Raw genomic sequence first — 22,790 nt, 5'->3', positions numbered from 1 at the left:
ATCAGGCCGCGTCGCGCTTGGCCGCCTTGGTGAACTTCTTGATCACCCGGTCGCGCTTCAGCTTCGACAGGTGGTCGATGAACAGCACGCCGTTCAGGTGGTCGATCTCGTGCTGGATGCAGGTCGAGAGCAGGCCGTCGGCCTCGATCTCCCGCTCCGTGCCGTCGAGGTCGCGGAACTTCACCCGCACCCGGTCCGGCCGCTCGACCTCGGCGTAGTAGTCCGGGATCGACAGGCAGCCCTCGTCGTAGACCCGCTTCTCCTCCGAGGACCAGACGATCTCGGGGTTGATGAACACCCGCGCGTCGCGGACGCCTTCCTCCTTCGACGTGTCGATCGTGACGACGCGCTTCGGCACGCCGATCTGGATCGCCGCGAGCCCGACGCCGGGGGCGTCGTACATCGTCTCGAACATGTCGGCGACGAGGGTGCGGATCTCGGCGGTGATCGGCCCGACCGGCTCGGAGCCCAGGCGCAGGACAGGATCGGGAAGGATGACGAGCGGGCGGATGGTCATGGCAGGAACCGGCAGGGAAGGCGCCGGGACGGGTCCGGGCTCTCCGTCGAATAGGATGCGGCCGTGGACCGGTCAAATACCGGTTGGTGCCCCGTCGCCGACCCTCAGAACGCCGTCCGGCTGCGGATCGCCGCCGACAGCGTGCCCTCGTCGAGGTAGTCGAGCTCGCCGCCGACCGGCACGCCGTGGGCGAGGCGCGTGACCTTCACGTCGCAGTGCCGGATCGACTCCGTGACGTAGTGGGCGGTGGTCTGGCCGTCGACCGTGGCGTTGAGCGCCAAGATGACCTCGGTGACCTCGGGCCGGGCCACGCGCTCCACGAGACTCGCGAGGTTCAGGTGCTCCGGCCGGACGCCGTCCAGCGCCGAGAGGACGCCGCCGAGCACGTGGTAGCGCGCCTTCACGGCCCCGGAGCGCTCCAGGGCCCAGAGGTCGGACACGTCCTCCACCACCACGAGCGTCGTCGGATCGCGCTCGGCGTCGCGGCAGATCGTGCACGGGTCCGAGGTGTCGACGTTCCCGCAGCTCGTGCACACGACGATGCGGTCGGCCGCCACCCGCATCGCGTCGGCGAGGGGCCCGAGCAAAGTGTCGCGCTTCTTGATGAGCTGGAGGGCGGCCCGCCGCGCCGAGCGCGGTCCGAGGCCCGGCATGCGGGCGAGGAGCTGGATCAGGCGCTCGATCTCGGGGCCGGCGACGGCTTGGGGCATCGTGCCTCTGGGGCGAGGAAGGGGCTTCGGATCCGGACGGGCATAGACGGCGGCGGGCGCCGCGCAAGGGTCCGGGGACGGGTGAGTACCCGCTTGTGTGGTATATGGGTATTCCGAAGCCGCTCCGCCGGTGGCATTATGCTGCCCGACGAACGGAACTGCTTACAGACTTGGGTTCCTGAGTCCACGACTGTGGTCTAACCTGTTTGTACACGTTGCGGGCTCCCGGCGGGGCCCCTTATGACAGCGAAGCTTCGCCACCTACTCGAGAGTGGGGAGGCGAGCGGCCGGGAACGGAGATCCTGCGTGCGGCGGTCCTGTACGACCGCACGGACGTCTCCCGGGCAAGCCCGGACGGCGGTGCCGTCCGGTTCAGTCGCGTCGACGGTCGAACAGGGGCCCGGGAGATACGATCTTGACCAACATCGGTGATCACAACGCGGCCCACGGCGCCGAGGCGGCCGGCTTCCGCGACCTCAAGGCCGTCCACTGGAACTTCGAGGCCCCGCGCCTCTACGAGGAGGCCCTGTCCCGCAAGGAGGCGCAGCTCGCCCGCGGGGGCGCGATCGTCGCCACCACCGGCAGCCATACCGGCCGCTCGCCCAAGGACAAGTTCGTGGTCCGCGACGCCGGCACCGAGAACGAGGTCTGGTGGGACAACAACGGCGCCATCACGCCCGAGCAGTTCGAGACCCTGCGCCAGGACTTCCTGAAGCACGCCGAGGGCAGGGAGCTGTTCGCCCAGGACCTCTACGGCGGTGCCGATCCGGCCTACCGGGTGAAGGCGCGGGTGTTCACCGAGTTCGCGTGGCACTCGCTGTTCATCCGCAACCTGCTCATCCGGCCGGACCGCTCCGAGATCGCGTCCTACGTGCCGGACATGACGATCATCGACCTGCCGAGCTTCCAGGCGGATCCCGCCCGGCACGGCTGCCGGTCGAAGACCGTGATCGCCATCGACTTCTCGAAGAAGCTCGTGCTGATCGGCGGCTCCGCCTACGCGGGCGAGATGAAGAAGTCGGTCTTCACCTACCTGAACTACATCCTGCCGGGGCAGGGCGTGATGCCGATGCACTGCTCGGCCAACGCGGCGCTCGACGCCGAGGGCGGCTCGGCGATCTTCTTCGGCCTGTCCGGGACCGGCAAGACGACGCTGTCGAACGATTCCTCCCGCCAGCTGCTCGGCGACGACGAGCACGGCTGGTCGAATTCCGGGATCTTCAACTTCGAGGGCGGCTGCTACGCCAAGACGATCCGTCTCTCGCGCAACGCCGAGCCGGAGATCTACGCCACCACCGAGCGCTTCGGCACGGTGATGGAGAACGTGATCATCGACCCGGTCACCCGCGTGCCGGACTTCGACGACGCGTCGCTCACCGAGAACACACGCTGCGCCTACCCGCTGGACTTCATCGCCAACGCGAGCGCCACGGGCCGGGCCGGGCATCCGAAGAACATCGTGATGCTGACCTGCGACGCCTTCGGGGTGATGCCGCCGATCGCCAAGCTCACCGGCGCCGAGGCGATGTACCACTTCCTCTCGGGCTACACCGCCAAGGTGGCCGGCACCGAGCGCGGCCTGACCGGGCCGGAGGCGACCTTCTCGACCTGCTTCGGCGCGCCGTTCATGCCGCGGCACCCGAGCACCTACGGCAACCTGCTGCGCGACCTCATCGCCAAGCACAGCGTCGATTGCTGGCTGGTCAACACCGGCTGGACCGGCGGCGGCGTCGGCACCGGCCGGCGGATGCCGATCCGCGTGACGCGCCGCCTGCTGAGCGCCGCCCTCGACGGCTCGCTGGCGCAGGCCGAGTTCCGGCGTGACCCGTATTTCGGCTTCGCAGTGCCGGTCTCGGTTCCGGGCGTCGAGCCGCACATCCTGACCCCGGTGAAGACCTGGGCCAACAAGGGTGCCTTCGTGGAGACGGCCGCGCGGCTGGTGAAGATGTTCGACGACAACTTCAAGCGGTTCGAGGACCATGTCGACGCCGACGTGCGCTCTGCCGGGCCGACCGCGCAGGCGATCGCGGCCTGAAGATCGGACGGGCGGCTCGCAGGGCCGCCCGTTCTTCCCCGTCCTCGCGAGCGCGACGAAGCAGTCCAGGGCAGTGCGTCCTCGACGAGCGCGGCGCTGCCGGATCGCTCCGCCGCACTCGCGAAGACGACGGTTTCGATCGTTCCGTCGGACCTGCAGATTAGAAGGGCAGCTTCATGCCCGGCGGCAGCGGCAGGCCCTTCGTCAGCTCGGCCATGCGCTCCTGCATGGTCGCCTCGGCCTTGCCGCGGGCGTCGTTGCAGGCGGCCACGATCAGGTCCTCCAGGATCTCGCGCTCGTCCGCCACCATCAGCGACGGGTCGATGCTGACGCCCTTCATCTGGCCCTTGGCGGTCATGGTGACCCGGACGGAGCCGCCGCCGGAGGCGCCGCTCACCTCGATCTCATCCATCTCGGACTGCAGGTTGGCCATCTTCTCCTGCATGGCCTGAGCCTGCTTCATGATGCCCATCAGGTCGCGCATGCGGCTCTCTTTCCGTTTCCTCGTCTGATCTGGGTATGGCCCGGCCCGGGCGCCACCGTGCGCCGCGTCAGGCGTCGTCGTCCTCGACCTCGCCGACCCGCGCGGCATCGCCTTCCCCGAGGATCTCCTGCTCGGCGGAGGGCAGGGCCTCGGGCGCGGTCTCGCGCACGTCGACGATCTCGGCCCCGGGGAAGCGCGTCAGCACCTCGCGCACGAAGGGGTCGGCGGCGGCATTCTCCCGGCGGGTCTCGGTGGCGGCCCGGGCCGCCGCGTCGAGGGTCGGGGCGCCCTCGTCCTTCGACAGGGCCACCACCCAGCGCCGCCCGGTCCACCGCTCGATGGCGGCGGCGATGTCGTTGGCGAGGCTCGACCGGCCGCCGGAGGCGAGGCGGAACTCCATCCGCCCCTCCTCGAAGTGCACCAGGTGGACGTCGCGCTCGAGGGCGGTCCGCAGCAGGATGTCCCGGTTGGCGTCCGCCAGCGCGATCAGGTCCTCGAACCGTCCGAGGCGCGGCGTCGGCGGTGCCACGGGCGCCGGTCTCGGCGCCGGCGCAGCGACGGGCGCGCTCATGGCGACGCTCGCGGTCGCGTTCACGGCGACGGGCGCGGCCACGGGTGCCGTGACCGGGGCGGTGTCCGCGGCTGCCGTGCGGGGTGCCGCGGCGAGCGCGGCGGAGCCGCCGCCGCGCAGGTCGGGGATCGGCGGAAGCGGCGGCCGGGCCGACACGGCCGGGGCCTCGTCCGCGGGGGCCGCGGCCGCCTCGGCCCTGAGCTGGCGCAGCGCCTCGTCGGGGGTCGGCAGATCGGCCGCGTAGGCGAGGCGCACGATCGCCATCTCGGCCGCCGCGAGCGGCCGGGGCGCGGCCTGGACCTCGGGAATCGCCTTCAGCAGGATCTGCCACGCCCGCGACAGGGCGCGGATCGAGAGCTTGTCGGCGAACGCGGCCCCGCGGACGCGCTCCGTCTCGCTGAGCGTCGGGTCCGCGGCCGCCTCCGGCACCACCTTGAGCCGGGTGACGAGATGCGTGAAGGCCGCTAGATCCGAGAGCACCACCGACGGGTCCGCGCCGGAATCGTACTGCGCCCGCAGTTCCGCGAAGGCGGCCGGGACCGACCCGCGCATCACCGCCTCGAACAGGTCGAGGATCCGGGCGCGATCGGCGAGGCCCAGCATGTCGCGGACGCTCTGCGCGGTGATCGTGCCGGCGCCGTGGGCGATCGCCTGGTCGAGCAACGAGAGCGCGTCGCGCACGGACCCTTCCGCGGCCCGCACGATGGCCCCCAGCGCCTCGTCCTCGACGATGACCCCCTCGGCCGCGCAGACCTTCGCGAGATGGGCGTGCAGGGTCGGCGCCTCGACGCGGCGCAGGTCGAATCGCTGGCAGCGGGACAGGATCGTCACCGGGACCTTGCGGATCTCCGTGGTGGCGAACACGAACTTCGCGTGCGGCGGCGGCTCCTCCAGCGTCTTCAGGAAGGCGTTGAACGCCTTCTCGGAGAGCATGTGGACCTCGTCGACGATGTAGACCTTGTAGCGCGCCGAGACCGGCCCGTAGCGGATGCCGTCGATGATCGCCCGGACGTCGTCGATACCGGTATGCGAGGCGGCGTCCATCTCCAGCACGTCCATGTGCCGGGATTCCATGATCGCCGCGCAGTGGAGGCCGAGTTCCGGCATCGACACGGTCGGGCCGGTGTCGGGCTGTCCGGCGCGGGCGTAGTTGAGGCCGCGGGCCAGGATGCGCGCCGTCGTGGTCTTGCCGACGCCGCGAACGCCGGTGAGCATCCAGGCCTGCGGGATGCGGTTGGCCGCGAACCCGTTGGCGAGGGTCCGCACCATCGCGTCCTGGCCGATCAGGTCGCCGAAATTGGTCGGGCGATACTTTCGGGCGAGCACCCGGTAGGGCGTCGCCGCGGCGGGGGGCGCTGGAAACCCGGGCAGGCCCGGCTCGTCGTCAGGCGTGCCGGTCGTAGCGTCCATGCCGTGTCTGGGTCTGGCTGCCGCGCGCCGTGGAATGAGGTGGGAGGCTGGACGAAGACCCGCTCGGTCTCGTTAGGGCTGCTTCCTTCCGGACCTGACCCGGTTGGCGAGTGAAACGTCCCTCGCCAACCCCCCGCCGGCTATATGGCCGGGCCTCGCTCTGAACGCAAGCGCTGCCTCTCGGCGCCGCCTACTCGGCCTTGCGCTTGACGATCGCCAGGGTCTTCGGATCGAGCTTCAGGTCGAACTGCTTGCCGCTCGCGTCGATCGCGTCGTCGACCTCGATCATGCCGTCGTCGAGCTCGATCTCCTTCCACTTGGTGAAGCCCTCCTGCTTGAGCATGGCTTCGACCTTCGCCTGCTGGTCCGGCGGGAGCTTCTCGTCGGCGCGGGCGGCGAGGCTGCTGCCGGCGATCAGGGTCAGGGCGAGAAGGGTCGTGGTCAGGCGCATGGCTGTCTCCGATCCGGCCATTGTGTCCGGCTGTGAACAGGCCGGCGGCAGCGGAGTTCCATGGCGGCGATGCCCTTGAGCCGCTCCCGGATCTGCCGCACATCTGGGCCGTACCGGAACGCGGCGGCGAGGACTTGGCACCGATGGTCACCCGCGTCGCCACCGTGGCCTTCGAGGGCATCGAGGCGCGGGCGGTGGACGTGCAGGTCCAGATCGTCCCGGGCTCTGTGGTCTTCACCGTCGTCGGTCTGCCCGACAAGGCGGTGGCGGAATCGCGCGAGCGGGTCCGCGGCGCGCTGATCGCCTCCGGACTGGCACTGCCCGCCAAGCGCATCACGGTGAATCTCGCTCCGGCGGATCTTCCCAAGGAAGGCTCGCACTTCGACCTGCCGATCGCGCTGGGCGTCATGGCGGCGATCGGCGCGATCCCGGCCGACGCGCTCGCCGGCTACTGCGTCCTCGGCGAACTCGCCCTCGACGGCAGCATCACGGCGGTCAGCGGCGTGCTGCCGGCCGCCGTGGCGGCCGGTGCCCGGGGGCTCGGGCTCATCTGCCCGGCCGCCACCGGGCCGGAGGCGGCCTGGGCCGGGGGCGACCTCGACGTGCTCGCGCCGCGCTCGCTGATCCAGCTCGCCAACCACTTCAAGGGCAGCCAGGTCATGGCGCGGCCGGAGCCCGCCGTCGCCGCGCCGACCGGGCCGCTTCCGGACCTCGCCGACATCCGGGGGCAGGAGGGTGCCAAGCGCGCCCTCGAGATCGCGGCGGCCGGCGGCCACAACCTGCTGATGAACGGTCCGCCGGGCTCGGGCAAATCCATGCTCGCGGCCCGTCTGCCGTCGATCCTGCCGCCGCTCACGCCGCGCGAGCTGCTCGACATCTCCATGATCCAGTCGGTGGCGGGCGCGCTGAAGGGCGGCGCCCTCTCCAGCCGCCGCCCGTTCCGGCAGCCGCACCATTCCGCCTCGATGGCGGCGCTCGTGGGTGGCGGGCTCGGCGCCCGGCCCGGGGAGGTCTCCCTCGCCCATGGCGGGGTGCTGTTCCTGGACGAGCTGCCCGAATTCGCCCCGCAGGTGCTCGACAGCCTGCGCCAGCCGATGGAATCCGGGGCGGTGATGATCGCCCGGGCCAACCACCGGGTCACCTACCCGGCGCGCTTCCAGCTGGTCGCGGCGATGAACCCGTGCCGCTGCGGCCAGGGACTCGAACCGGGCTACGCCTGCCGGCGCGGGCCGAACGCGCGCTGCATGGCGCAGTACCAGTCGCGGATCTCCGGACCGTTGCTCGACCGCATCGACCTGCGCGTCGAGGTGCCGGCGGTCACGGCCGCCGACCTAATCCTGCCGGCGCCGGCCGAGGGCTCCCGCGAGGCGGCCGCGCGCGTGTCGGCCGCCCGCGCCCTCCAGGGCGCGCGCTACGCCGCGCGCGGTCTGCCGGATTCCACCACCAACGCGACCTGTCCGGCGACGCTGATCTCGGACGTCGCGAGCCCCGACGCCGACGGGACGGCGCTGATCCGTCAGGCGGCCGAGAGCATGCGCCTCTCCGCCCGCGGCTTCCACCGGACGCTGCGCGTCGCCCGGACCCTCGCCGATCTCGACGGCGAGGCCCAGGTCCGCCGGCTCCACCTCGCGGAGGCCCTGTCGTACCGGGGCCGCGGCGACGGCGCGGCGGCCGCCGCGTGAGTGCCGTCTCGGACGGTCCGGCCGACCTGACGGTCACGATCGGCCAGCACAGCAGCGCCGGCCGCAAGGCGGCCAACCAGGACTTCAACGGCGCCCTGGTCCCGGTCCAGCCGGCCCTCGGCCTGAAGGGCATCGCGGTGGCCCTCGCCGACGGGATCAGCAGCAGCGCCGCCGGGGCCGCGGCGAGCGAGACCGCGGTCAAGAGCTTCCTCAGCGACTACTACGCCACGCCCGACACGTGGTCGGTGAAGACCTCGGCGCAGCGCGTGATCGCGGCGACCAATTCCTGGCTCTTCGCCGAGACCCGGCGCGGCGCCGACCCGAACGACCTCGACCGGGGTCACGTCACGACCTTCGACGCCCTCGTGCTGAAATCGCGCGCGGCCCACCTCTTCCACGTCGGTGATGGCCGGATCTGGCGCGTCTCCGGCAGGTCCCTCGAGCAGCTCACCGAGGACCACCGCGTGGTGGTCTCCCCCGCGGAATCCTATCTCGGCCGGGCGCTCGGGGCGCAGGCCCGCCTGGAGATCGACTACCACGCCGTCGGCATCGCGGCGGGCGACACCTTCGTGCTGACGACCGACGGCGTGCACGAGCATGTCCGGCCCCGCGACATCGTGGCGGCGATCGCGGCGGCCGAGACCCTGGACGCCGCCGCGCGGACGATCGTGGAGATGGCCCTGGCGGCCGGCAGCCCGGACAACCTGACGATCCAGATCGTGCGGGTCGAGACGGTGCCGGCCGGCGAGCCGGCGGACCTGCTCGGCGAGGCCGAGGGGCTGGACCCGGCGCCGCTGCTCGATCCGCCCGCGGAGCTCGACGGCTTCCGGCTGCTGCGGATCCTGCACTCCGGTCCGCGCAGCCGCGTCTACCTCGCGGTGGACGCCGAGACCGGCGCCCAGGTCGCCCTGAAGGTGCTGTCCCTCGACCTGCGGGACGACCCGGCGCATCGGAAGCGCTTCGTGATGGAGGAGTGGATCGCGCGCCGGATCGACAGTCCTCACGTGCTCAAGGCCCATTCCCGGGCCGGCCAGCGCAGCCACCTCTACACGGTGATGCGCTACGTCGAGGGCCAGACGCTGACCCAGTGGATGCGCGACCACGCGGCGCCAGAACTGGAGGCGGTGCGGGCGCTCGTCGAGCAGCTCGCCCGGGGCGTGCAGGCCTTACACCGGCGGGAGATGGTCCATCAGGACCTGCGGCCCGACAACGTCCTGATCGACGCGGCGGGGACCGTCCAGGTCATCGATTTCGGCGCGACGCAGGTCGCCGGCGTGGTCGAGGGCGACCCGCGGATCGACCCGTCGGAGATCCTGGGCACGGTGCAGTACACGGCGCCCGAGTGCTTCCTCGGCGCCCCGGCGACCGTCCGGTCGGACGTCTTCGCGGTCGGCGTGATCACCTACCAGATGCTGACGGGGCGGCTGCCCTACGGCGACGCGGTGCCCCGGGCGCGGACGCGCGCGGCGCAGCGGCGGCTGCGCTACGCGTCGGCGCTCACCGTACGCCCGCTGCTGCCCGTCTGGGTCGACGAAGCGCTGCGCAGGGCCGTTCATCCCGATCCGGAACGGCGCTACACGGCCCTGTCGGCCTTCGTCCACGACCTGCGCCACCCCAACCCGGCCTTCACGGACGGCCGGCGGGCGTCGCTTCTGGAGCGCGACCCGCTGCTGTTCTGGCGCCTGCTGTCGCTGGTGCTCGGGCTCATCGCGCTGGCGCTCGCGGCGATCCTGGTCGCCGGCCCGCGTCGGTGAGCCCCGGCGCGCGCCTCAGGGATCCAGTTCGGGATAGCGGCGGAAGATGCCGTCCTCGTTGAACGGGATCCGGCGCTCGCTGGCGAGGTAGGCGGCGAGCCGCGGGCGGCGCGCCACGGTCTCGTGGAGCGCCGCCACCTGCGGCGTCCTCCGAAGGGCCGCGGCGGTGGCCCTGGGGAAGGCGTAGAGCAGGCCGTCGACGAGCTGGAACAGCGACAGGTCGGCGTAGCAGAGATTCGCGCCGACGAGCCGGCCGCCGCCGTTCGCCGCCAGCACGCGCTCGAAATAGCCGAGGTATTTCGGGATGCGCTCGTCCCGGAACTCGGCCGCCCGGCGCAGCGCCTCGGGCTTCTGATCCGCGTAGTACAGGCCGACGCCGACGGGATGGTGGGTGTCGTGCGCCTCGTCGACCGCGTCCGCGACGGTGAGCTGGAGCTGGTGGGTCCAGATCCGGTCGCTCTCCGAAGCGCCCACGAGGCCGAGGCGCGGCCCCAGATAGAGCAGGATCGCGGCGCTCTGCCCGACGACGACGTCGCCGTCGCGCAGGAAGGGCGGAGCCAGGGGCGGCCGCGGATCGGCCGGGTCGGACAGGCGGTCGAGCATCGGTCCGATGCCGCCCGAATCGTCGTCCTGGCGGGCCACGTCGACGTAGTCGGCGCCGGCTTCCTCGAGCGCGAGGCGGACGAACTCGCCGCGCCCCTGGATCATCGGCCAGTAATGGAGTTCGTAGGGCATCGCCGCCTCCGGGTCGGGGAAGGCGCGGCGGGCCCGGTCGGTTCCCGCTCAGTTGTTCTCGGCCGGCTCCTCGGCCGAGGCCTTCTCGACCGGCGGCTCGGCGCTGGCGACGGCCTTGCGCGCGAACATCGGCTGGAGGCGCTCGGCGAGCTGCTGGTCCAGGTGCTTGACGTAGGCACCCTTGAAGTAGCGCTCGCCGGTCTTCGCCCCGTAGAGGCTGTCGTGGGCCTGGATCATCGCGGCGACCTCCGGGCGGCAGAGGAAGCCGGTGATGCCGACGGCCTCGTACCAGCGGCCGGCGCGCGCCTCGGCGGTGGCCTTCGGGTTCGACAGCACCGTCTCGGCGAAGCACGCGGTGGCGGCCTGCCGCAGCGGCCCCAGCACCTTCTCGGCCTCGGCGGCGTTCACCTTCGGGGCGGCCGGGTGCCGGTGAGGCCGCGCCTCGGCAGCCGAGACGAGCGCGAGGACGGCGAAGGTGGCGAGGATCGAAGTCTTCATACGGGCGGCCTCGTCGGGTGTCCGAACCGTGTTCAGCTCTCGCTCATGATTGCGTCGGGATCGGGGCTGGCGGCTCGGTCCGGACGCCCGATTCCGGGCAAGATCCGGGCTGTTTCGCGACGGCCACAGCCGGGCTCAGCCGCGCCGCTCCGCGTTCCAGTGTCCCCGGCAGGCGAGGGCTCCGGACGCGACCCAGGTTCCGGCACCGAACCCGTCCGAGCCCAGCCGCCCCCGCACGTCGGCGGTCGCGGCGCCGTTCGAGATCGTGCCGCGGATCGCGCCGTTCCGGGCGACGCCGCCCTCGACCGTGAAGGCGGTCCCGATGAAGCGGGCCCGCCCGCGCTCGATCCGCACCGGGTAGCGATAGGCGCGGTCGCAGGTCCCCGCCTCGGTGATGATCTCGACGCTCCACGTGCCGTCGAACCGGTCGGGCTGGGCGGCCGGGCGCGGGGTGGCCGCGGCGGGCAGCGTGCCGACGAGGAGCAGGGCGACGGCGAGGCGGGGCGTCATGCGAGTCCGGGGGGCCGAGGGCTTCGGAGGGACCGGCGCCCCGTCAGCGCGACGTCTGCGGCGCCGGTGTCCGCATGGCCGCGCGGAGCGCCGCGTTGAGGAGGGCGAGCAGGTCGCAGCCGACATGCAGGAAGGCGGCCACGCCCGCCTGCTTCAGCGGCTCGGCCAGGTCCGTCGGCTTCCCGGCGAGGTAGACCGGTCCGGCGCCGGCCTCGGCGAGCGCCTTCGCCGTCTCGACCGCGCGCTCGGCGTAGATCCCGTCGGTGGAGCAGATGCAGGCGAGGCTGGCGCCGGACTCCCGGAACGCCGCCGCCGCCGACTCGGCGTCGGGGAAGCCCTCGTTCGAGAGGGACTCGAGTCCGCCGGCCGCGAAGGCGTTGGCCGCGAAGGTCGCCCGGGCGTTGAAGGCCGCCACCGGGCCGAGATTGGCCAGGAACACGACCGGTCTGCGCCCGGTCTTGGCGAGGAAGGCGTCCGAGGCGTCCCGGAGGGCCTCGTAGGGCTCCGCGAGGCGCTGGGACGGCAGCGCGTCGCAGGCGACCGCGGAACCCGCACCGAAGTTGGAGCCGCGCCCCGCCGCCACGGGCGGCACGTCGAGAACCGTGACCTGCTTCTCGGGGAGGTTCGGGAACTCGCTCGCACCCGTGAGCGGCTCGCGGCGGGTCGCCACCGCCTTGGCGCGGGCCTCGCGGGTCACCTCGATTCGCCGTTGGAGCTTGCCGACGCTGAGCGAGGCCACGATGCCGCCCTCGGCCTCGATCGCCTGGAACGCCGCCCAGCCCGCGTCGGCGAGCTCGGCCGTCAGGGCCTCGAAACCGCCGGCGCCCGCGGCGGGGTCGCTGACGCGCGCGAGATGCGACTCCTCGATGAGCACGATCTGGCTGTTGCGCGCCACGCGCCGGGCGAAGGCGTCGGGTAGGCCGAGCGCCTGCGTGTAGGGCAGGACCGCGACGCTGTCGGCGCCGCCCATGCCGGCCGAGGCCGCCGCCATGCCGGTGCGGAGGATGTTCACGAACTGGTCGCGCTTGGTCATCATTCGCCACGCCGTCTCGGCGTGGAGCCGCAGCGGCTTCGGGTCCAGGCCGCAGGCCTGCTCCACCCGCGCCCAGAGGCGCCGCACGGCGCGGAACTTGGCGACGGTGACGAACTCGTCGGCATCGGCCGCCAGCAGCATCGCGACGCGGTCGCGGGCGCTCGCGAGATCGTGACCGGAGGCCTCCAGGGCGCGCAGGTAGGCGACGGCGGTGGCGAGCACAGCACCGAGCTCCGCCGCTTCGCCCGCGCCGCCCTCGTGGTAGGGCCGGCCGTCGGCCAGGAAGGCTCGGCCGCGGAAACCCGCGGCCTCCAGCTCGGCCACGGTCTCGGCGAGGCGGGGGGCGATGTCCGTCCAGACGGCCCCGAGGCTGCCGGTGGCCGCCAGGACGCCCACGGGATCGAGCCCGAGATCCAGATCGTAGGTCGAGAGATCCTCGCCGCGGCGCTCCGCCAGCGCCTTGACCAGCCGGGCCACCTCCAGGCCGCGGCCCCCGGCGTCGATCCGCAGGGCGATCAGCGGCAGCATCACGCCCTTCAGCGCGGCGTCGAGCTCCTCGACGCTCGCCGCCGTCAGACCGTAGCCGCGGGCGCCCGGCGCGCCCGCGAAGGCGAGCACGAGGGCATCGGCCCCGCCTTCGAGGTCGGTGAGCGCCTGCGCGTTGGCGGTGTTGAGGTCGGGATGGTCGACCCGCTGGGCGATCCGCCAGGGCCCGGGCTCGCGCACCGGCTGCGCCGCCGGCTCGGCCAGTCCGTAGAGGGGTTCGATCCGCAGGCCGTCGGCCGTGCGCGACACCAGCCGCTTCTCGAAATCGGCCCCCTTCAGGACGCCTTCGACGAGGCCGAGCCAGCGGGCTCGGTCCGCGGGCTCGAAGAGGTCGGCGAGCGGTCTGTCTTCCATCGGTACGTCCCAGGGCGCGGCGTCTTCTGCACCGCTTTCATGCGTTTGCCTCGCACGCCGCCCCGCCGCTGGCAATCGCCCGATGGTTGAGGAAAGCTCAAGCCGCCGATCACCGATTTTTGAGGGCGGCGGCCGAGGCGAAGCGAGGAGCGCCCGTCAATCCGGATCGTCGCGCCGGGGCGCCGCCGGCGAGGCGGATGGGCCGTCGGGTGTACCGGGGCGCGGCGCCCTCGCGTCAGCCGAGGATGATCAGGCCGGCGAAGCCGAGGGCGCCGACGATGATCCGCCACCACGCGAACAGCCAGAAGCCGTGGCGGGAGACGTAGTCGAGGAGAAACCGCACCACGAACAGCGCCGAGACGAACGACACGATGAAGCCGATCACGATCAGGCCGACATCGTTGCCCGAAAGGTACTTGTAGTTGTCGAGCAGGTCCTTGGCGAAGGCGCCCGCCATGGTCGGCATCGCGAGGTAGAACGAGAACTCGGTAGCCGAGCGCTTGTCGGCGCCCATCAGCATCGCGCCCACGATCGTGGCGCCCGAGCGCGAGACGCCGGGGATCATCGCCAGGCACTGGAAGATGCCGATCTTCAGGTCCATCGGCAGCGTGAAGTCGTAGACGTCGGTCTTCTTCACCTCGAGGTCGGTGTCGTCGATGACGAGGAGAACCAGGCCGCCGGCCACGAGGGTCGCGCAGACGATCCACGGGTTGAACAGGTAGGCCTTGATCAGCTTCGAGAAGAGACCGCCGATGATCGCCGCCGGCAGGAACGCCACCAGGATGCCGAGCACGAAGCGACGGGCCTTCGGATCGGACGGGAGGGCGGTGGCGATCCCGAGGAGGCGGCGGAAATACACCAGCAGGATCGCCAGGATGGCGCCGAGCTGGATCAGCACCTCGAAGGTGTTGTTGGGCGAGTGGAAGCCGATGAAGTGCCCCACCAGCAGCTGGTGGCCGGTGGAGGAGACCGGGATGAACTCGGTCGCCCCCTCCACCAGGGCGAGCAGCACTGCCTTGCCGATGCTTGCGGGATCCATCGCGACGCCTTGATGCCGCGCGCGCGGCGGCCCCCGTCGGGCCGCCGCCTGCCACGCGAAATGGTTGTACCCGAGGCTTCGCCGATCAGGGTTGACGGGCAGTTACCGGGCCGGGCCGCGCGTGTTAAGGGCTCGGCAACGGTCGGGCAATAACGCTCGGTCCGAAGTCCTGCGCGCCGAAGACCTGCGCATCAGGACCCTCGACGAGCGCGGGACCGGCCGCGCTGGCAGACCGAACGTCCCGCACGGCCTCGATGGCGACCCTCTACCATTTCCCCTTCTGCGCGAATTCCCGGTTCATCCGTCTCGTGCTCGCCGAGATGGGCATGGAGCCGACGCTGTTCGAAGAACGGCCCTGGGAACGGCGCGACGACTTTCTGCTGATCAACCCGGCGGGCGTCACGCCCGTGCTGCTGGAGCAGAACGGGCTCGTGGTCCCCGGTGCGGGCGTCATCGCCGAGTACCTCGACGAGACCCGCGGCCTCGGCCTCTCCGGCCGGCGGATGCTGCCGGAGGACACGGTCGAGCGCGTCGAGGTCCGGCGGCTGCTCGACTGGTTCCTGGTGAAGTTCGAGTCCGAGGTGACCGCCTACCTCGTGAACGAGAAGATCTCGAAGCGCTTCATGTCGGCCAACGAGGGCGGCGGCCCGCCCGACATGAACGCGATCCGCGCGGCGCGCTCCAACGTGCGCTACCACCTCAAATACATCGGCTACCTGATCGCGCGGCGGCGCTGGATCGCCGGCGACAACCTGACCTATGCGGATCTCGCGGCGGCGGCCCATCTCTCCTGCGTCGACTACCTGGGCGACGTGCCCTGGGACGAGGACGAGATGGCGCGAAACTGGTACGCCCGGGTCAAGTCGCGGCCCTCGTTCCGCGCCCTGCTCGCCGACCGTGTGCCCGGCATGGCGCCGGCAGCCCACTACGCGGATCTGGATTTCTGAACGCGCGACGGACTTATCACGGCGCCGACCTGCGCCGCCTCGTCGAGGCCCGGGCCCGGACGCTCGGGTTCTGCGGCCTGCGCGTGACCCGTCCCGACCGGCTCCCCGACCTGCCGGGCCGCCTGTCCGCCTGGCTCGCCGAGGGCGCGCAGGGCACCATGGACTGGATGGCGGAGCGGGCCGACCAGCGGGCCAGCCCGATCGCGCTCTGGCCGGGGGTGCGCAGCATCCTGGTCCTGGCGATGAGCTACCGGCCGGAGCACGATCCCCTCGACCTCGTGGGACGCCGCGACCGCGGTGCCGTCGCCGCCTACGCGCAGCGGCGGGATTATCACGAGGTTTTGAAGGGGCGCCTGAAAGAGTTGGGCGGGTACCTGTCGGCCAAGGGCGACGTGCGGGTGAAGGTGTTCTGCGACACCGCCCCCGTCATGGAGAAGACCCTCGCGGAGGCGGCCGGCCTCGGCTGGCAGGGCAAGCACACGGTGCTGATCTCCCGCGGGCACGGCAACTGGCTGCTCCTCGGCGCGATCTACACGAGCGCGGAGTTCGAGCCCGATGCGCCGGAGCGCGACCATTGCGGTTCCTGCCGCGCCTGCCTGGACGTCTGCCCCACCGACGCCTTCCCGGCGCCCTACCGGCTCGATGCCCGCCGCTGCATCTCGTACCTCACGATCGAGCATGCCGGGCCGATCCCGGCGGCGTTCCGGGCGGCGATCGGCAACCGGGTCTTCGGCTGCGACGATTGCCTGGCCGTCTGCCCCTGGAACAAGTTCGCCCGCACGGCGGCGGAGAGCCGGCTCGCCGCGCGCGCGGAGTTGGCGGCCCCGTCGCTCGCGGATCTCGCGGAACTCGACGACGCGGCGTTCCGCGCCTTCTTCGCCGGCACGCCGGTGAAGCGTACGGGGCGCGACCGCTTCCTGCGCAACGTCATGATCGCGATCGGCAATTCGGGTGACCCGTCGCTGGCGGAGGCGGCCGTCGCGCGGCTGCGCGACCCGTCCCCGCTGGTGCGCGGCATGGCGGTCTGGGCCTGCGGCCGGCTGCTGGAGCCGGAGACCGTGCGCGCGCTCCGTCGGCAGCAGGGCGAGCGCGAGACGGACGCCCACGTGCGCGACGAGTGGCGGGCCGCGACCGGCTTGACGGGATCGCGGACGGACGAGACATCCGCCGCATGAATCTCTTCGTCTTCGGGCTCGGTTTCACGGGCCGCCACTTCGCCGCGCGGGCACGGGCGCGCTTCGAGACCGTCCGCGCGACCGTCACCGACCCCGCGGCCGCCGACCGCATCGCGGCGGAGACGTCCTTCGCCATGCGCGCCTTCGGGCCGGAGGCCGACGATCCCCGGATCGCCGCGGACCTCGCCGACACGGACGTGCTCCTGGTCTCGGCGCCCCCCGGCGAGGCCGGCGACCCGGTGCTCGCCCGCTACGCCGACGCCGTCGCGGCGAGCCGGATCCGCTGGATCGGGTACCTGTCGACCATCGGCGTCTACGGCGACCAGGGCGGCGCCTGGACCGACGAGGCCACGCCGGCGACCCCGCGCAGCGCCCGGTCCAAGGTGCGCCTCGACGCTGAGGCGGCGTGGCTGGCGCTCGGCGCCGCGACCGGCAAGGCCGTCCAGATCTTCCGGCTCTCGGGCATCTACGGACCCGGGCGCAACCCGATCGTGAAGCTGCGCGAGGGTCGCTCGCAGCGCATCGTGAAGGCCGGGCAGGTCTTCAACCGCATCCACGTCGACGACATCGCCACGACGCTGCTCGCCTCGATCGACCGGCCGCGGCCGGGAGCGATCTACAACGTCACCGACGACGAGCCGGCCGCGCCCCAGACCGTGACCGAGCACGCCGCGGCCCTCACCGGCCTGCCGCTCCCGCCCGCCATCGATTTCGAGACCGCCGACCTGTCGCCGATGGCGCGCAGCTTCTACGGCGAGAACAAGCGCGTCCGGAATCGGCTGATCCGCGACGAGCTCGGCGTCGCGCTCGCCTACCCGACCTACCGCGAGGGTCTCGCCGCCCTCAAGGACCAGCCCTGATCAGGCTTCGAGGTGGCGCGGCCGGACGAGGCGGCGGAGCAGGCCGTCGCGGGGGCCGACCATCATCGAGGCCACGTAGAGCGCGCCGGCCGCCAGCACGATGGCCGGCCCGCTCGGCACGTCGTACCGGTACGACAGGCTGAGCCCCGACACGCTGGCCAGGGCGGCGATCAGCATCGAGACAGGGATCAGCCCGGCCAGGTCGCGCGCCCAGAACCGGGCCGCCACCGCCGGCAGCAGCATCAGCCCCACGGCCAGCAGCGTGCCGAGAGCCTGGAAGCCGCCCACGAGGTTGACCACCACCAGCGCCAGAAAGGCGAGGTGGACCGGGCCGCCGCTGCGGCTGACGCTCCGCAGGAACAGCGGGTCGACGCATTCCATCACGAGCGGTCGGTAGATCAGGGCGAGGGCCAGCAGGGTCAGCGTGCTGATGCCGCCGAGCAGCCAGAGGGCGGCGTCGTCCAGCGCCAGGACCGAGCCGAACAGGAAGTGCATGAGGTCGATCTGCGAGCCGCGCAGGGAGACCAGCAGCACGCCGGCCGCGAGCGAGATGAGGTAGAAGGCCGCGAGGTTCGCGTCCTCCCGCACGACCGTCGCCCGAGTGACGGCGCCGGCGAGCAGGGCGACCGCGAGCCCGGCGACGAGGCCGCCCAGCGTCATCGCCGGAAGGGACAGGCCGGCGACCAGGAAGCCGATAGCGGCCCCGGGCAGGATCGCGTGGCTCATGGCGTCGCTCATCAGGCTCATGCGGCGCAGCGTCAGGAACACGCCGATGGGCGGCGCCGACACCGACAGCGCGAGACAGCCCGCCAGGGCCCGACGCATGAAGCCGAACTCCACAAACGGCGCGAACAGGGATCCGAGCGGATCGATCACGCGGCATCCTCGTGGTGATGATGGTTCGCGCTGCCGTGCGCGTGCGCCGGGGCCGCGACCGCCCGCGGCCCGGCGCAGATCGCCGCGCCCTCGTCCCAGGCCTCGGACAGGTTGCGGGCACGGGCGAGGTTCTCGGCCGTCAGGACCCGCGCGGTCGGACCCCAGGCGACCGGCTCTCGGGCGAGGAGCAGCGTCGTCGGGAAATGCGCGCGGACCTGCTGGAGGTCGTGGAGGGCGGCGACCACGGTCCGCCCCTCGGAATGCCACGCGCGGATGAGCGCCAGGAGGTCGTCCACCGTCCGCGCGTCGATGCCGGTGAACGGCTCGTCGAGGAGCACGACCGGGCAGTCCTGCAGGATCAGCCGGGCGAACAGCGCGCGCCGGAACTGCCCGCCCGACAGGGTGCCGATCGGCCGCGCCGCGAAGCCGTCGAGGCCGACCGTGGCCAGCGCCGCCTGAATGGCCGGGCGACTCCGGGTGAGGCTGCGCCACGCCCCCGCGCGGCGCCAGAGGCCCATGCCGGCGAGATCCATCACCGTGAGCGGGAAGCTCCGGTCGATCTCGTCGACCTGCGGCATGTAGGCGAGGGCGCCCGCGCGCTCGATGCGGCCGTCCAGGCAGCGGATCTCGCCGGCCATGCCCTTGAGGAGCGTCGACTTGCCGGCCCCGTTCGGCCCGACGAGGGCGAGCAGGTCACCGGCCCGCACGGATCCGTCGAGGTGGTGGACCGCGGGATGCCGGTCGTAACCGAGGGTGAGACCGACGAGGCGGATCGGATCCGGTATCGGGCCGCTCATGTGGCGAGCGCCCAGGCGATGGTCAGCCAGACCAGCGCGGAGAGCAGCGCGGCGAGCGCCAGCCGCAGGCCGATCCCGCTCTGGAACAGCGATCGCCGCGCCGCGTGTCTCGGGCTGGGAATGGTCGGCACGGAGTCCTCGTCGCGCGCTCACGCCGGCGCGGGCACCGCGCGGGGCTACTGGTGCGGTGCTGGGCGGCGGTGATACACTGTAACAAACCCGTGGGACAACCTGCGGATCACGTCTGGAGCAATCATGCACCGTCACGAGGGTCACGACGCGTGCCACGCCGGCACCGGTGACATGCTCGCGCGGGCCGAGGCCCTGTGTCGCGAGCGCGGTCTTCAGTTCACGCCCCTGCGCCGGGAGGTGCTGGAGGCCGTGGCCGAGGCCGGGAAGGCTCAGGGCGCCTACGACATCGCCGAGCGACTGAGCGCGCCGGGCAAGCGCGTTGCGCCGGTCTCGGTCTACCGCGCCCTCGACTTCCTCATGGAGCAGGGGCTGGTCCATCGGATCGCGAGCCGCAACGCCTTCATCCCGTGCGCGCACGGCCACGCGCCCGGTGAGGGCGTCATCTTCCTGATCTGCCGCATCTGCGGGGGCGTCGACGAGGCCTCGTCGGAGGAGGTCGAGGGCAGTCTCGGGCGCACGCTCGAGCGTGCCGGGTTCACGCCGAGCCACAGCATCTTGGAGGTCGAGGGCGATTGCGGCGCCTGCCGGGAGCGGAAGCAGGCCCTCTGAGGCGCACCGCCCGGGCTGCGAGGCCCGGCCGGCCGCGCCGTGTACACCGGCGCGCCGGACGATCGCCGGCTGCCGGTCAGAAGGCGTTCTGGTAGGCGCGGCGCGAGACGACCGTCTGCATCATGATCTGGATGTCGAACCAGATCGACCAGTTGTCGATGTAGTGCAGGTCGCAGGCGACGCGCCGCTCCATGGCCAAGTCGGTCTGCGTCTCGCCGCGGTAGCCGTTGACCTGGGCCCAGCCGGTGATGCCGGGCTTCACGTTGTGTCGGCGGGCGTAGAGGGCGATCCGGCGCTCGAAGCTGCGGTCATGCGCCAGCGCGTGCGGGCGCGGACCGACCAGCGACATCTCCCCGCGCAGGACGTTGATGAGCTGGGGCAGCTCGTCGAGATTCGTCCGCCGCAGGATGGCGCCGATCCGGGTGATCCGGCTGTCGTTGCGGGTCGCCTGCCGGAAGGCGGCGTTCGGGTCCGCCCGCATCGACCGGAACTTGAACACGCCGAACGGCTGCTGATTGAATCCGTAGCGCTTCTGCCGGAAGAAGACCGGGCCGGGGCTGTCGAGCTTGATCGCCACCGCGATCGCGGCGAGCAGCGGCGACAGCGACACGAGGGCGATGGTCGCCACCGTCAGGTCGAGGGCGCGCTTGAGCATGACCTCACCCACGTTGAGCGGCCGGCGGCCGATGTTGATCCCCGAGACGCCGCCGACTCGGGCGACCTGCAGGTCGGGGAACCGGTCGAGGACCGCGCCGGGACGCAGGTGCAGGGCCGAGGGCACCCGCAGGAACGCGTCGATGCAGCGCTCGACCTCCGCGGTGTCGGCCCACGGCACCAGGACGAAGACGTCGTCCGGCCGCAGGAAGCGGACGACGGAGACGGCGAGGTCGAGGTCTTCCTGCAGCTGGTCGTGGCGCGTGGCCGCGTCCGCGCCGGGATCGACCCGCCGCAGGTAGCTCGTCCCGATGATCCGCGAGCCGAGCTGGTCGACCTCCTTGCCGGCGTAGAAGCGCGCGATGTCCTCCTCGTAGCCTACGAGGTGGATCCGGCTGGCGGTGGCCGAGCCGGCGCTCAGCCGCTCGCGCACGAGCCGCCGCACCGCGGCCCGCGCTCCGATCAGGACCGGCAGGCCGGCGGCGAAGATCCCGAGCGAGACGAGCCGCGAGTAATCGTTGGTCGTCTTCGTCATGAAGCTGACGACGAGCACGGCGGCCCAGGCGATCAGCCAGAGGGAGGCCACGCGCTGGATGCCGGGCTTCTGCGCCATCACGTTTTCGAGGCTGTACTCCTCGCGGAGCACGTTTGTGGCGACGATCACCAAGGCGAGCAGCGCCGACAGCCGCAGGCCGCGGACGAGACCCGCCCAGACCGTGCTGTCCTGCGCGATGGCGTGGTAGGCGCATTCGAGGCCCAGCGTCACCGCCACGATCGCCGCCATGTCGGTGACCGCGAGCCCCGCGGAGAGGGCGATGCGCGCCAGCGCACGACCGCGGCGCGGCAGCAGGGCCGACCACACGTTGCGGCGGCGCTCCGCCGAGGTCGGCAGCGCCTGAAACGTCTCCGGAAGCCGATCGTGAAACATCTGACCCGCAACGTCCCGTCTTAGTCGGACTCTGTACCAGTCTGAGACACGAAAGGTTTCAGCGCCGCCTGGTGACGGTGACGGAGCAAGCCGCGGGCCCCGCGGGTTCACGATCGCAGTCACGAAGGAAGGCTGCGACCTAGGGCGAGCCTCCGGACGTTGCAATACATGATTAATGCTGAGTGACTGTTCGGCGCATCCGGCAGGGGCCAGACTTGGTAGGGAACCATTTTCGCCGGAGCTATTTCAATTCACGCGGGTTTCTTAACTCACGGTTTCAACCGCGTCGGTGCCCGCGTGCGACCCCGGCCACGGGAGGGCCGGGGTCGGTCTCGCTCAGACGGCGTCGGCGTCCTGGCGGGCGTCGGCGGAGCCGCCGACCGTCTGGATCGTCTCGAAACCTTCGAATTGCGGGTGGCCGAGATACAGGGGCTTGGTCGACGGGACGCGACCGTGCGCCTTGCGGAATTGCTCGGACCGGGTCCAGGCCTCGAAATCCGCGCGCGATCGCCAGATCGTGTGGGAGGCGTACAGCACGTGATCCTCGTGCTCGGGCCCGCGCAGCAGGTGGAATTCCACGAAGCCGGGCATCTCGCCGAGGTGGCTGTCGCGTCCGAGCCAGACGGCCTCGAAATCCGCCGTCGCGTCCTTAACGACCTTGAAGCGATTCATCGCGATGAACATGCGTGTCTCCTGCGCGGTACCGAACCTACATGCCTCGGTGCTCGTAAGGGGAACGCCCGCGCGGCGACAAGGCGCACCCATAAAAGCAGCCGAGACCTCAGCGTCGACATTTGAGCAACAATGTTGCAAAGATGTGTGGGCTTAAACTAGAAGATGTAATCTTCGACTTGCGAAGCTTGACAACTTGGTGTCCTACTGCGCCGCGGTTCAGCTGTGTCGGGATCAGGGCTATAGCCGGATAGCGGCACGGAGTACCGGTAGCCTGGCGTGCAGGACATGCGACGAAGGGGCGGACGGTGAAGCGGCGCGACGGCGAGGCGAAGACACCGCGTCTGCAGGAGGATGCAGCCCACGCCATGGAGAAAGAGACCTCCGGCCAGACGATGCCGAAGCAGACGACCGACGTCGATCGCCTGGTCGGCATCCGGATCACCGCCCTGCGCAAGGCCCGCGGCATGAGTCAGACCGCTCTGGGCAACGCGGTCGGCGTGACCTTCCAGCAGGTGCAGAAATACGAGAAGGGCCAGAATCGCGTCGGTGCCGGCCGGTTGCGCGAGATCGCGCGCCTCCTCGAGGTTCCGGTCTCCGCGTTCTTCGAGGAGAGCGAGCCGCGCGAGAACGCCCAGGAGGACGTGTTCGGCTTCCTCAGCGCCCACGGCGCCATCGAGCTGCTGCGCGCCTACGCTCAGATCGAGGACGAGCAGATGCGCCGCGACGTGCTCGCGCTGGTCCGCAGCGCCGCCCGCCTCGCGCAGAACCGCGCGCCGACGACGGACCCGGCCTGACAGGCCCGGCAGGC

At 71.7% G+C, this 22,790-nt stretch carries 23 protein-coding genes and 1 other RNA gene; 8 read left to right on the top strand and 16 right to left on the bottom strand.

Translation table 11 applies throughout. The features are described 5' to 3' along the window. Position 1 precedes the first annotated feature (1 nt). Entirely contained in the window at positions 2-517 is a 516-nt protein-coding gene (gene def / locus BKE41_RS16670) for a peptide deformylase (RefSeq protein WP_012320093.1), read from the bottom strand. A gap of 104 nt (positions 518-621) precedes the next feature. After that, positions 622-1,227 (bottom strand): recombination mediator RecR, encoded by a 606-nt coding sequence (gene recR, locus BKE41_RS16665; RefSeq protein WP_012320092.1) that lies wholly within the window; start codon positions 1,225-1,227, stop codon positions 622-624. 415 nt (positions 1,228-1,642) lie between these two features. On the opposite strand from recR, the gene BKE41_RS16660 reads away from it, so the two are divergent. Next, positions 1,643-3,262, top strand: coding sequence for a phosphoenolpyruvate carboxykinase (locus BKE41_RS16660; RefSeq protein WP_012320091.1), 1,620 nt, complete (start codon positions 1,643-1,645; stop codon positions 3,260-3,262). A gap of 160 nt (positions 3,263-3,422) precedes the next feature. On the opposite strand, the gene BKE41_RS16655 is transcribed toward BKE41_RS16660, so the two are convergent. The 4 genes from BKE41_RS16655 to BKE41_RS16640 all read right to left on the bottom strand — a co-directional run bounded on the left by BKE41_RS16655 (position 3,423) and on the right by BKE41_RS16640 (position 6,178). Further along, entirely contained in the window at positions 3,423-3,746 is a 324-nt protein-coding gene (locus tag BKE41_RS16655) for a YbaB/EbfC family nucleoid-associated protein (RefSeq protein ID WP_012320090.1), read from the bottom strand. Positions 3,747-3,813: 67 nt separating this feature from the next. Then, the gene (locus tag BKE41_RS16650) at positions 3,814-5,727 is read right to left on the bottom strand and encodes a DNA polymerase III subunit gamma/tau (protein ID WP_070999852.1); all 1,914 of its coding nucleotides are present in this window, start codon (positions 5,725-5,727) and stop codon (positions 3,814-3,816) included. 37 nt (positions 5,728-5,764) lie between these two features. Next, an RNA gene (ffs, locus tag BKE41_RS16645) (signal recognition particle sRNA small type) lies at positions 5,765-5,863 on the bottom strand. A gap of 54 nt (positions 5,864-5,917) precedes the next feature. Beyond that, the gene (locus BKE41_RS16640) at positions 5,918-6,178 is read right to left on the bottom strand and encodes a PepSY domain-containing protein (RefSeq protein WP_012320088.1); all 261 of its coding nucleotides are present in this window, start codon (positions 6,176-6,178) and stop codon (positions 5,918-5,920) included. A 143-nt stretch (positions 6,179-6,321) separates the two neighbouring features. Between BKE41_RS16640 and BKE41_RS16635 the strand changes: the two genes are divergently transcribed. Both BKE41_RS16635 and BKE41_RS16630 read left to right on the top strand, forming a co-directional pair. Next, complete coding sequence (locus BKE41_RS16635; RefSeq protein WP_070999851.1) at positions 6,322-7,860, top strand: YifB family Mg chelatase-like AAA ATPase; 1,539 nt, start codon at positions 6,322-6,324, stop codon at positions 7,858-7,860. Beyond that, the gene (locus tag BKE41_RS16630) at positions 7,857-9,614 is read left to right on the top strand and encodes a bifunctional protein-serine/threonine kinase/phosphatase (protein WP_070999850.1); all 1,758 of its coding nucleotides are present in this window, start codon (positions 7,857-7,859) and stop codon (positions 9,612-9,614) included. Before BKE41_RS16635 ends, BKE41_RS16630 begins: the two co-directional genes overlap by 4 nt. Positions 9,615-9,629: 15 nt before the next feature. On the opposite strand, the gene BKE41_RS16625 is transcribed toward BKE41_RS16630, so the two are convergent. From BKE41_RS16625 to BKE41_RS16605, 5 genes are all read right to left on the bottom strand, one after another. Continuing rightward, positions 9,630-10,349 carry a glutathione S-transferase gene (locus BKE41_RS16625; RefSeq protein WP_053621081.1) on the bottom strand — a complete coding sequence of 240 codons (720 nt, stop codon included), beginning with the start codon at positions 10,347-10,349 and terminating at the stop codon, positions 9,630-9,632. Between the two features lie 48 nt (positions 10,350-10,397). Beyond that, positions 10,398-10,847 carry a hypothetical protein gene (locus BKE41_RS16620; protein WP_012320084.1) on the bottom strand — a complete coding sequence of 150 codons (450 nt, stop codon included), beginning with the start codon at positions 10,845-10,847 and terminating at the stop codon, positions 10,398-10,400. Positions 10,848-10,982: 135 nt separating this feature from the next. After that, positions 10,983-11,357: a large exoprotein involved in heme utilization or adhesion gene (locus tag BKE41_RS16615; RefSeq protein ID WP_070999849.1), complete on the bottom strand. Its 375-nt coding sequence runs from the start codon at positions 11,355-11,357 to the stop codon at positions 10,983-10,985. Between the two features lie 43 nt (positions 11,358-11,400). Then, positions 11,401-13,290: a methylmalonyl-CoA mutase family protein gene (locus tag BKE41_RS16610; RefSeq protein WP_070999848.1), complete on the bottom strand. Its 1,890-nt coding sequence runs from the start codon at positions 13,288-13,290 to the stop codon at positions 11,401-11,403. A 235-nt stretch (positions 13,291-13,525) separates the two neighbouring features. Then, complete coding sequence (locus BKE41_RS16605; RefSeq protein ID WP_012320081.1) at positions 13,526-14,329, bottom strand: undecaprenyl-diphosphate phosphatase; 804 nt, start codon at positions 14,327-14,329, stop codon at positions 13,526-13,528. Between the two features lie 254 nt (positions 14,330-14,583). On the opposite strand from BKE41_RS16605, the gene BKE41_RS16600 reads away from it, so the two are divergent. The 3 genes from BKE41_RS16600 (at position 14,584) to BKE41_RS16590 (ending at position 17,311) form a co-directional block, all read left to right on the top strand. Further along, entirely contained in the window at positions 14,584-15,276 is a 693-nt protein-coding gene (locus tag BKE41_RS16600; RefSeq protein WP_012320080.1) for a glutathione S-transferase family protein, read from the top strand. Positions 15,277-15,359: 83 nt separating this feature from the next. Further along, positions 15,360-16,451 carry a tRNA epoxyqueuosine(34) reductase QueG gene (gene queG / locus BKE41_RS16595; RefSeq protein ID WP_063111280.1) on the top strand — a complete coding sequence of 364 codons (1,092 nt, stop codon included), beginning with the start codon at positions 15,360-15,362 and terminating at the stop codon, positions 16,449-16,451. Then, a complete protein-coding gene (locus BKE41_RS16590) occupies positions 16,448-17,311 on the top strand; it encodes an SDR family oxidoreductase (protein ID WP_063111281.1) in 864 nt (287 codons plus the stop codon). The genes queG and BKE41_RS16590 overlap by 4 nt, the downstream gene beginning before the upstream one ends. On the opposite strand, the gene BKE41_RS16585 is transcribed toward BKE41_RS16590, so the two are convergent. The 3 genes from BKE41_RS16585 to BKE41_RS32445 are packed head-to-tail and all read right to left on the bottom strand — an operon-like array spanning position 17,312 to position 19,115. Beyond that, entirely contained in the window at positions 17,312-18,136 is an 825-nt protein-coding gene (locus BKE41_RS16585) for a metal ABC transporter permease (protein WP_043074057.1), read from the bottom strand. It abuts the gene before it with no gap. A gap of 47 nt (positions 18,137-18,183) precedes the next feature. Continuing rightward, positions 18,184-18,984, bottom strand: coding sequence for an ABC transporter ATP-binding protein (locus BKE41_RS16580; RefSeq protein ID WP_070999847.1), 801 nt, complete (start codon positions 18,982-18,984; stop codon positions 18,184-18,186). Then, the gene (locus BKE41_RS32445; protein ID WP_020094646.1) at positions 18,981-19,115 is read right to left on the bottom strand and encodes a hypothetical protein; all 135 of its coding nucleotides are present in this window, start codon (positions 19,113-19,115) and stop codon (positions 18,981-18,983) included. Before BKE41_RS32445 ends, BKE41_RS16580 begins: the two co-directional genes overlap by 4 nt. Positions 19,116-19,239: 124 nt before the next feature. On the opposite strand from BKE41_RS32445, the gene BKE41_RS16575 reads away from it, so the two are divergent. Next, positions 19,240-19,725 carry a transcriptional repressor gene (locus BKE41_RS16575; protein WP_012320075.1) on the top strand — a complete coding sequence of 162 codons (486 nt, stop codon included), beginning with the start codon at positions 19,240-19,242 and terminating at the stop codon, positions 19,723-19,725. A 76-nt stretch (positions 19,726-19,801) separates the two neighbouring features. Here BKE41_RS16575 and BKE41_RS16570 read toward each other — a convergent pair whose 3' ends face one another. Then, positions 19,802-21,307 (bottom strand): undecaprenyl-phosphate glucose phosphotransferase, encoded by a 1,506-nt coding sequence (locus BKE41_RS16570; RefSeq protein WP_070999846.1) that lies wholly within the window; start codon positions 21,305-21,307, stop codon positions 19,802-19,804. 336 nt (positions 21,308-21,643) lie between these two features. Continuing rightward, complete coding sequence (locus BKE41_RS16565; protein WP_012320073.1) at positions 21,644-21,991, bottom strand: antibiotic biosynthesis monooxygenase; 348 nt, start codon at positions 21,989-21,991, stop codon at positions 21,644-21,646. A gap of 356 nt (positions 21,992-22,347) precedes the next feature. Here BKE41_RS16565 and BKE41_RS16560 point away from each other — a divergent pair, with 356 nt between their 5' ends. Beyond that, on the top strand, positions 22,348-22,776 hold the full coding sequence (locus BKE41_RS16560; RefSeq protein WP_081437813.1) for a helix-turn-helix transcriptional regulator: 429 nt from the start codon (positions 22,348-22,350) through the stop codon (positions 22,774-22,776). The last annotated feature ends 14 nt before the right edge of the window (positions 22,777-22,790 follow it).

Source organism: Methylobacterium sp. C1 (assembly GCF_001854385.1).
Taxonomy (GTDB): Bacteria; Pseudomonadota; Alphaproteobacteria; order Rhizobiales; family Beijerinckiaceae; genus Methylobacterium; species Methylobacterium radiotolerans.
This window is presented reverse-complemented; position numbering and strand designations above follow the sequence as displayed.

Coding starts and splice junctions, on each gene's coding strand:
- recR (WP_012320092.1), bottom strand. CDS start 1,227: ATGCCCCAAGCCGTCGCCGGCCCCGAGATCGAGCGCCTGATCCAGCTC.
- BKE41_RS16560 (WP_081437813.1), top strand. CDS start 22,348: ATGGAGAAAGAGACCTCCGGCCAGACGATGCCGAAGCAGACGACCGAC.
- BKE41_RS16585 (WP_043074057.1), bottom strand. CDS start 18,136: ATGCGTCGGGCCCTGGCGGGCTGTCTCGCGCTGTCGGTGTCGGCGCCG.
- BKE41_RS16570 (WP_070999846.1), bottom strand. CDS start 21,307: ATGTTTCACGATCGGCTTCCGGAGACGTTTCAGGCGCTGCCGACCTCG.
- BKE41_RS16575 (WP_012320075.1), top strand. CDS start 19,240: ATGCACCGTCACGAGGGTCACGACGCGTGCCACGCCGGCACCGGTGAC.
- BKE41_RS16640 (WP_012320088.1), bottom strand. CDS start 6,178: ATGCGCCTGACCACGACCCTTCTCGCCCTGACCCTGATCGCCGGCAGC.
- BKE41_RS16610 (WP_070999848.1), bottom strand. CDS start 13,290: ATGGAAGACAGACCGCTCGCCGACCTCTTCGAGCCCGCGGACCGAGCC.
- BKE41_RS16580 (WP_070999847.1), bottom strand. CDS start 18,984: ATGAGCGGCCCGATACCGGATCCGATCCGCCTCGTCGGTCTCACCCTC.
- BKE41_RS16625 (WP_053621081.1), bottom strand. CDS start 10,349: ATGCCCTACGAACTCCATTACTGGCCGATGATCCAGGGGCGCGGCGAG.
- BKE41_RS16650 (WP_070999852.1), bottom strand. CDS start 5,727: ATGGACGCTACGACCGGCACGCCTGACGACGAGCCGGGCCTGCCCGGG.
- BKE41_RS16615 (WP_070999849.1), bottom strand. CDS start 11,357: ATGACGCCCCGCCTCGCCGTCGCCCTGCTCCTCGTCGGCACGCTGCCC.
- BKE41_RS16655 (WP_012320090.1), bottom strand. CDS start 3,746: ATGCGCGACCTGATGGGCATCATGAAGCAGGCTCAGGCCATGCAGGAG.
- BKE41_RS16635 (WP_070999851.1), top strand. CDS start 6,322: ATGGTCACCCGCGTCGCCACCGTGGCCTTCGAGGGCATCGAGGCGCGG.
- BKE41_RS16620 (WP_012320084.1), bottom strand. CDS start 10,847: ATGAAGACTTCGATCCTCGCCACCTTCGCCGTCCTCGCGCTCGTCTCG.
- BKE41_RS16600 (WP_012320080.1), top strand. CDS start 14,584: ATGGCGACCCTCTACCATTTCCCCTTCTGCGCGAATTCCCGGTTCATC.
- BKE41_RS16605 (WP_012320081.1), bottom strand. CDS start 14,329: ATGGATCCCGCAAGCATCGGCAAGGCAGTGCTGCTCGCCCTGGTGGAG.
- BKE41_RS16565 (WP_012320073.1), bottom strand. CDS start 21,991: ATGTTCATCGCGATGAATCGCTTCAAGGTCGTTAAGGACGCGACGGCG.
- BKE41_RS16590 (WP_063111281.1), top strand. CDS start 16,448: ATGAATCTCTTCGTCTTCGGGCTCGGTTTCACGGGCCGCCACTTCGCC.
- def (WP_012320093.1), bottom strand. CDS start 517: ATGACCATCCGCCCGCTCGTCATCCTTCCCGATCCTGTCCTGCGCCTG.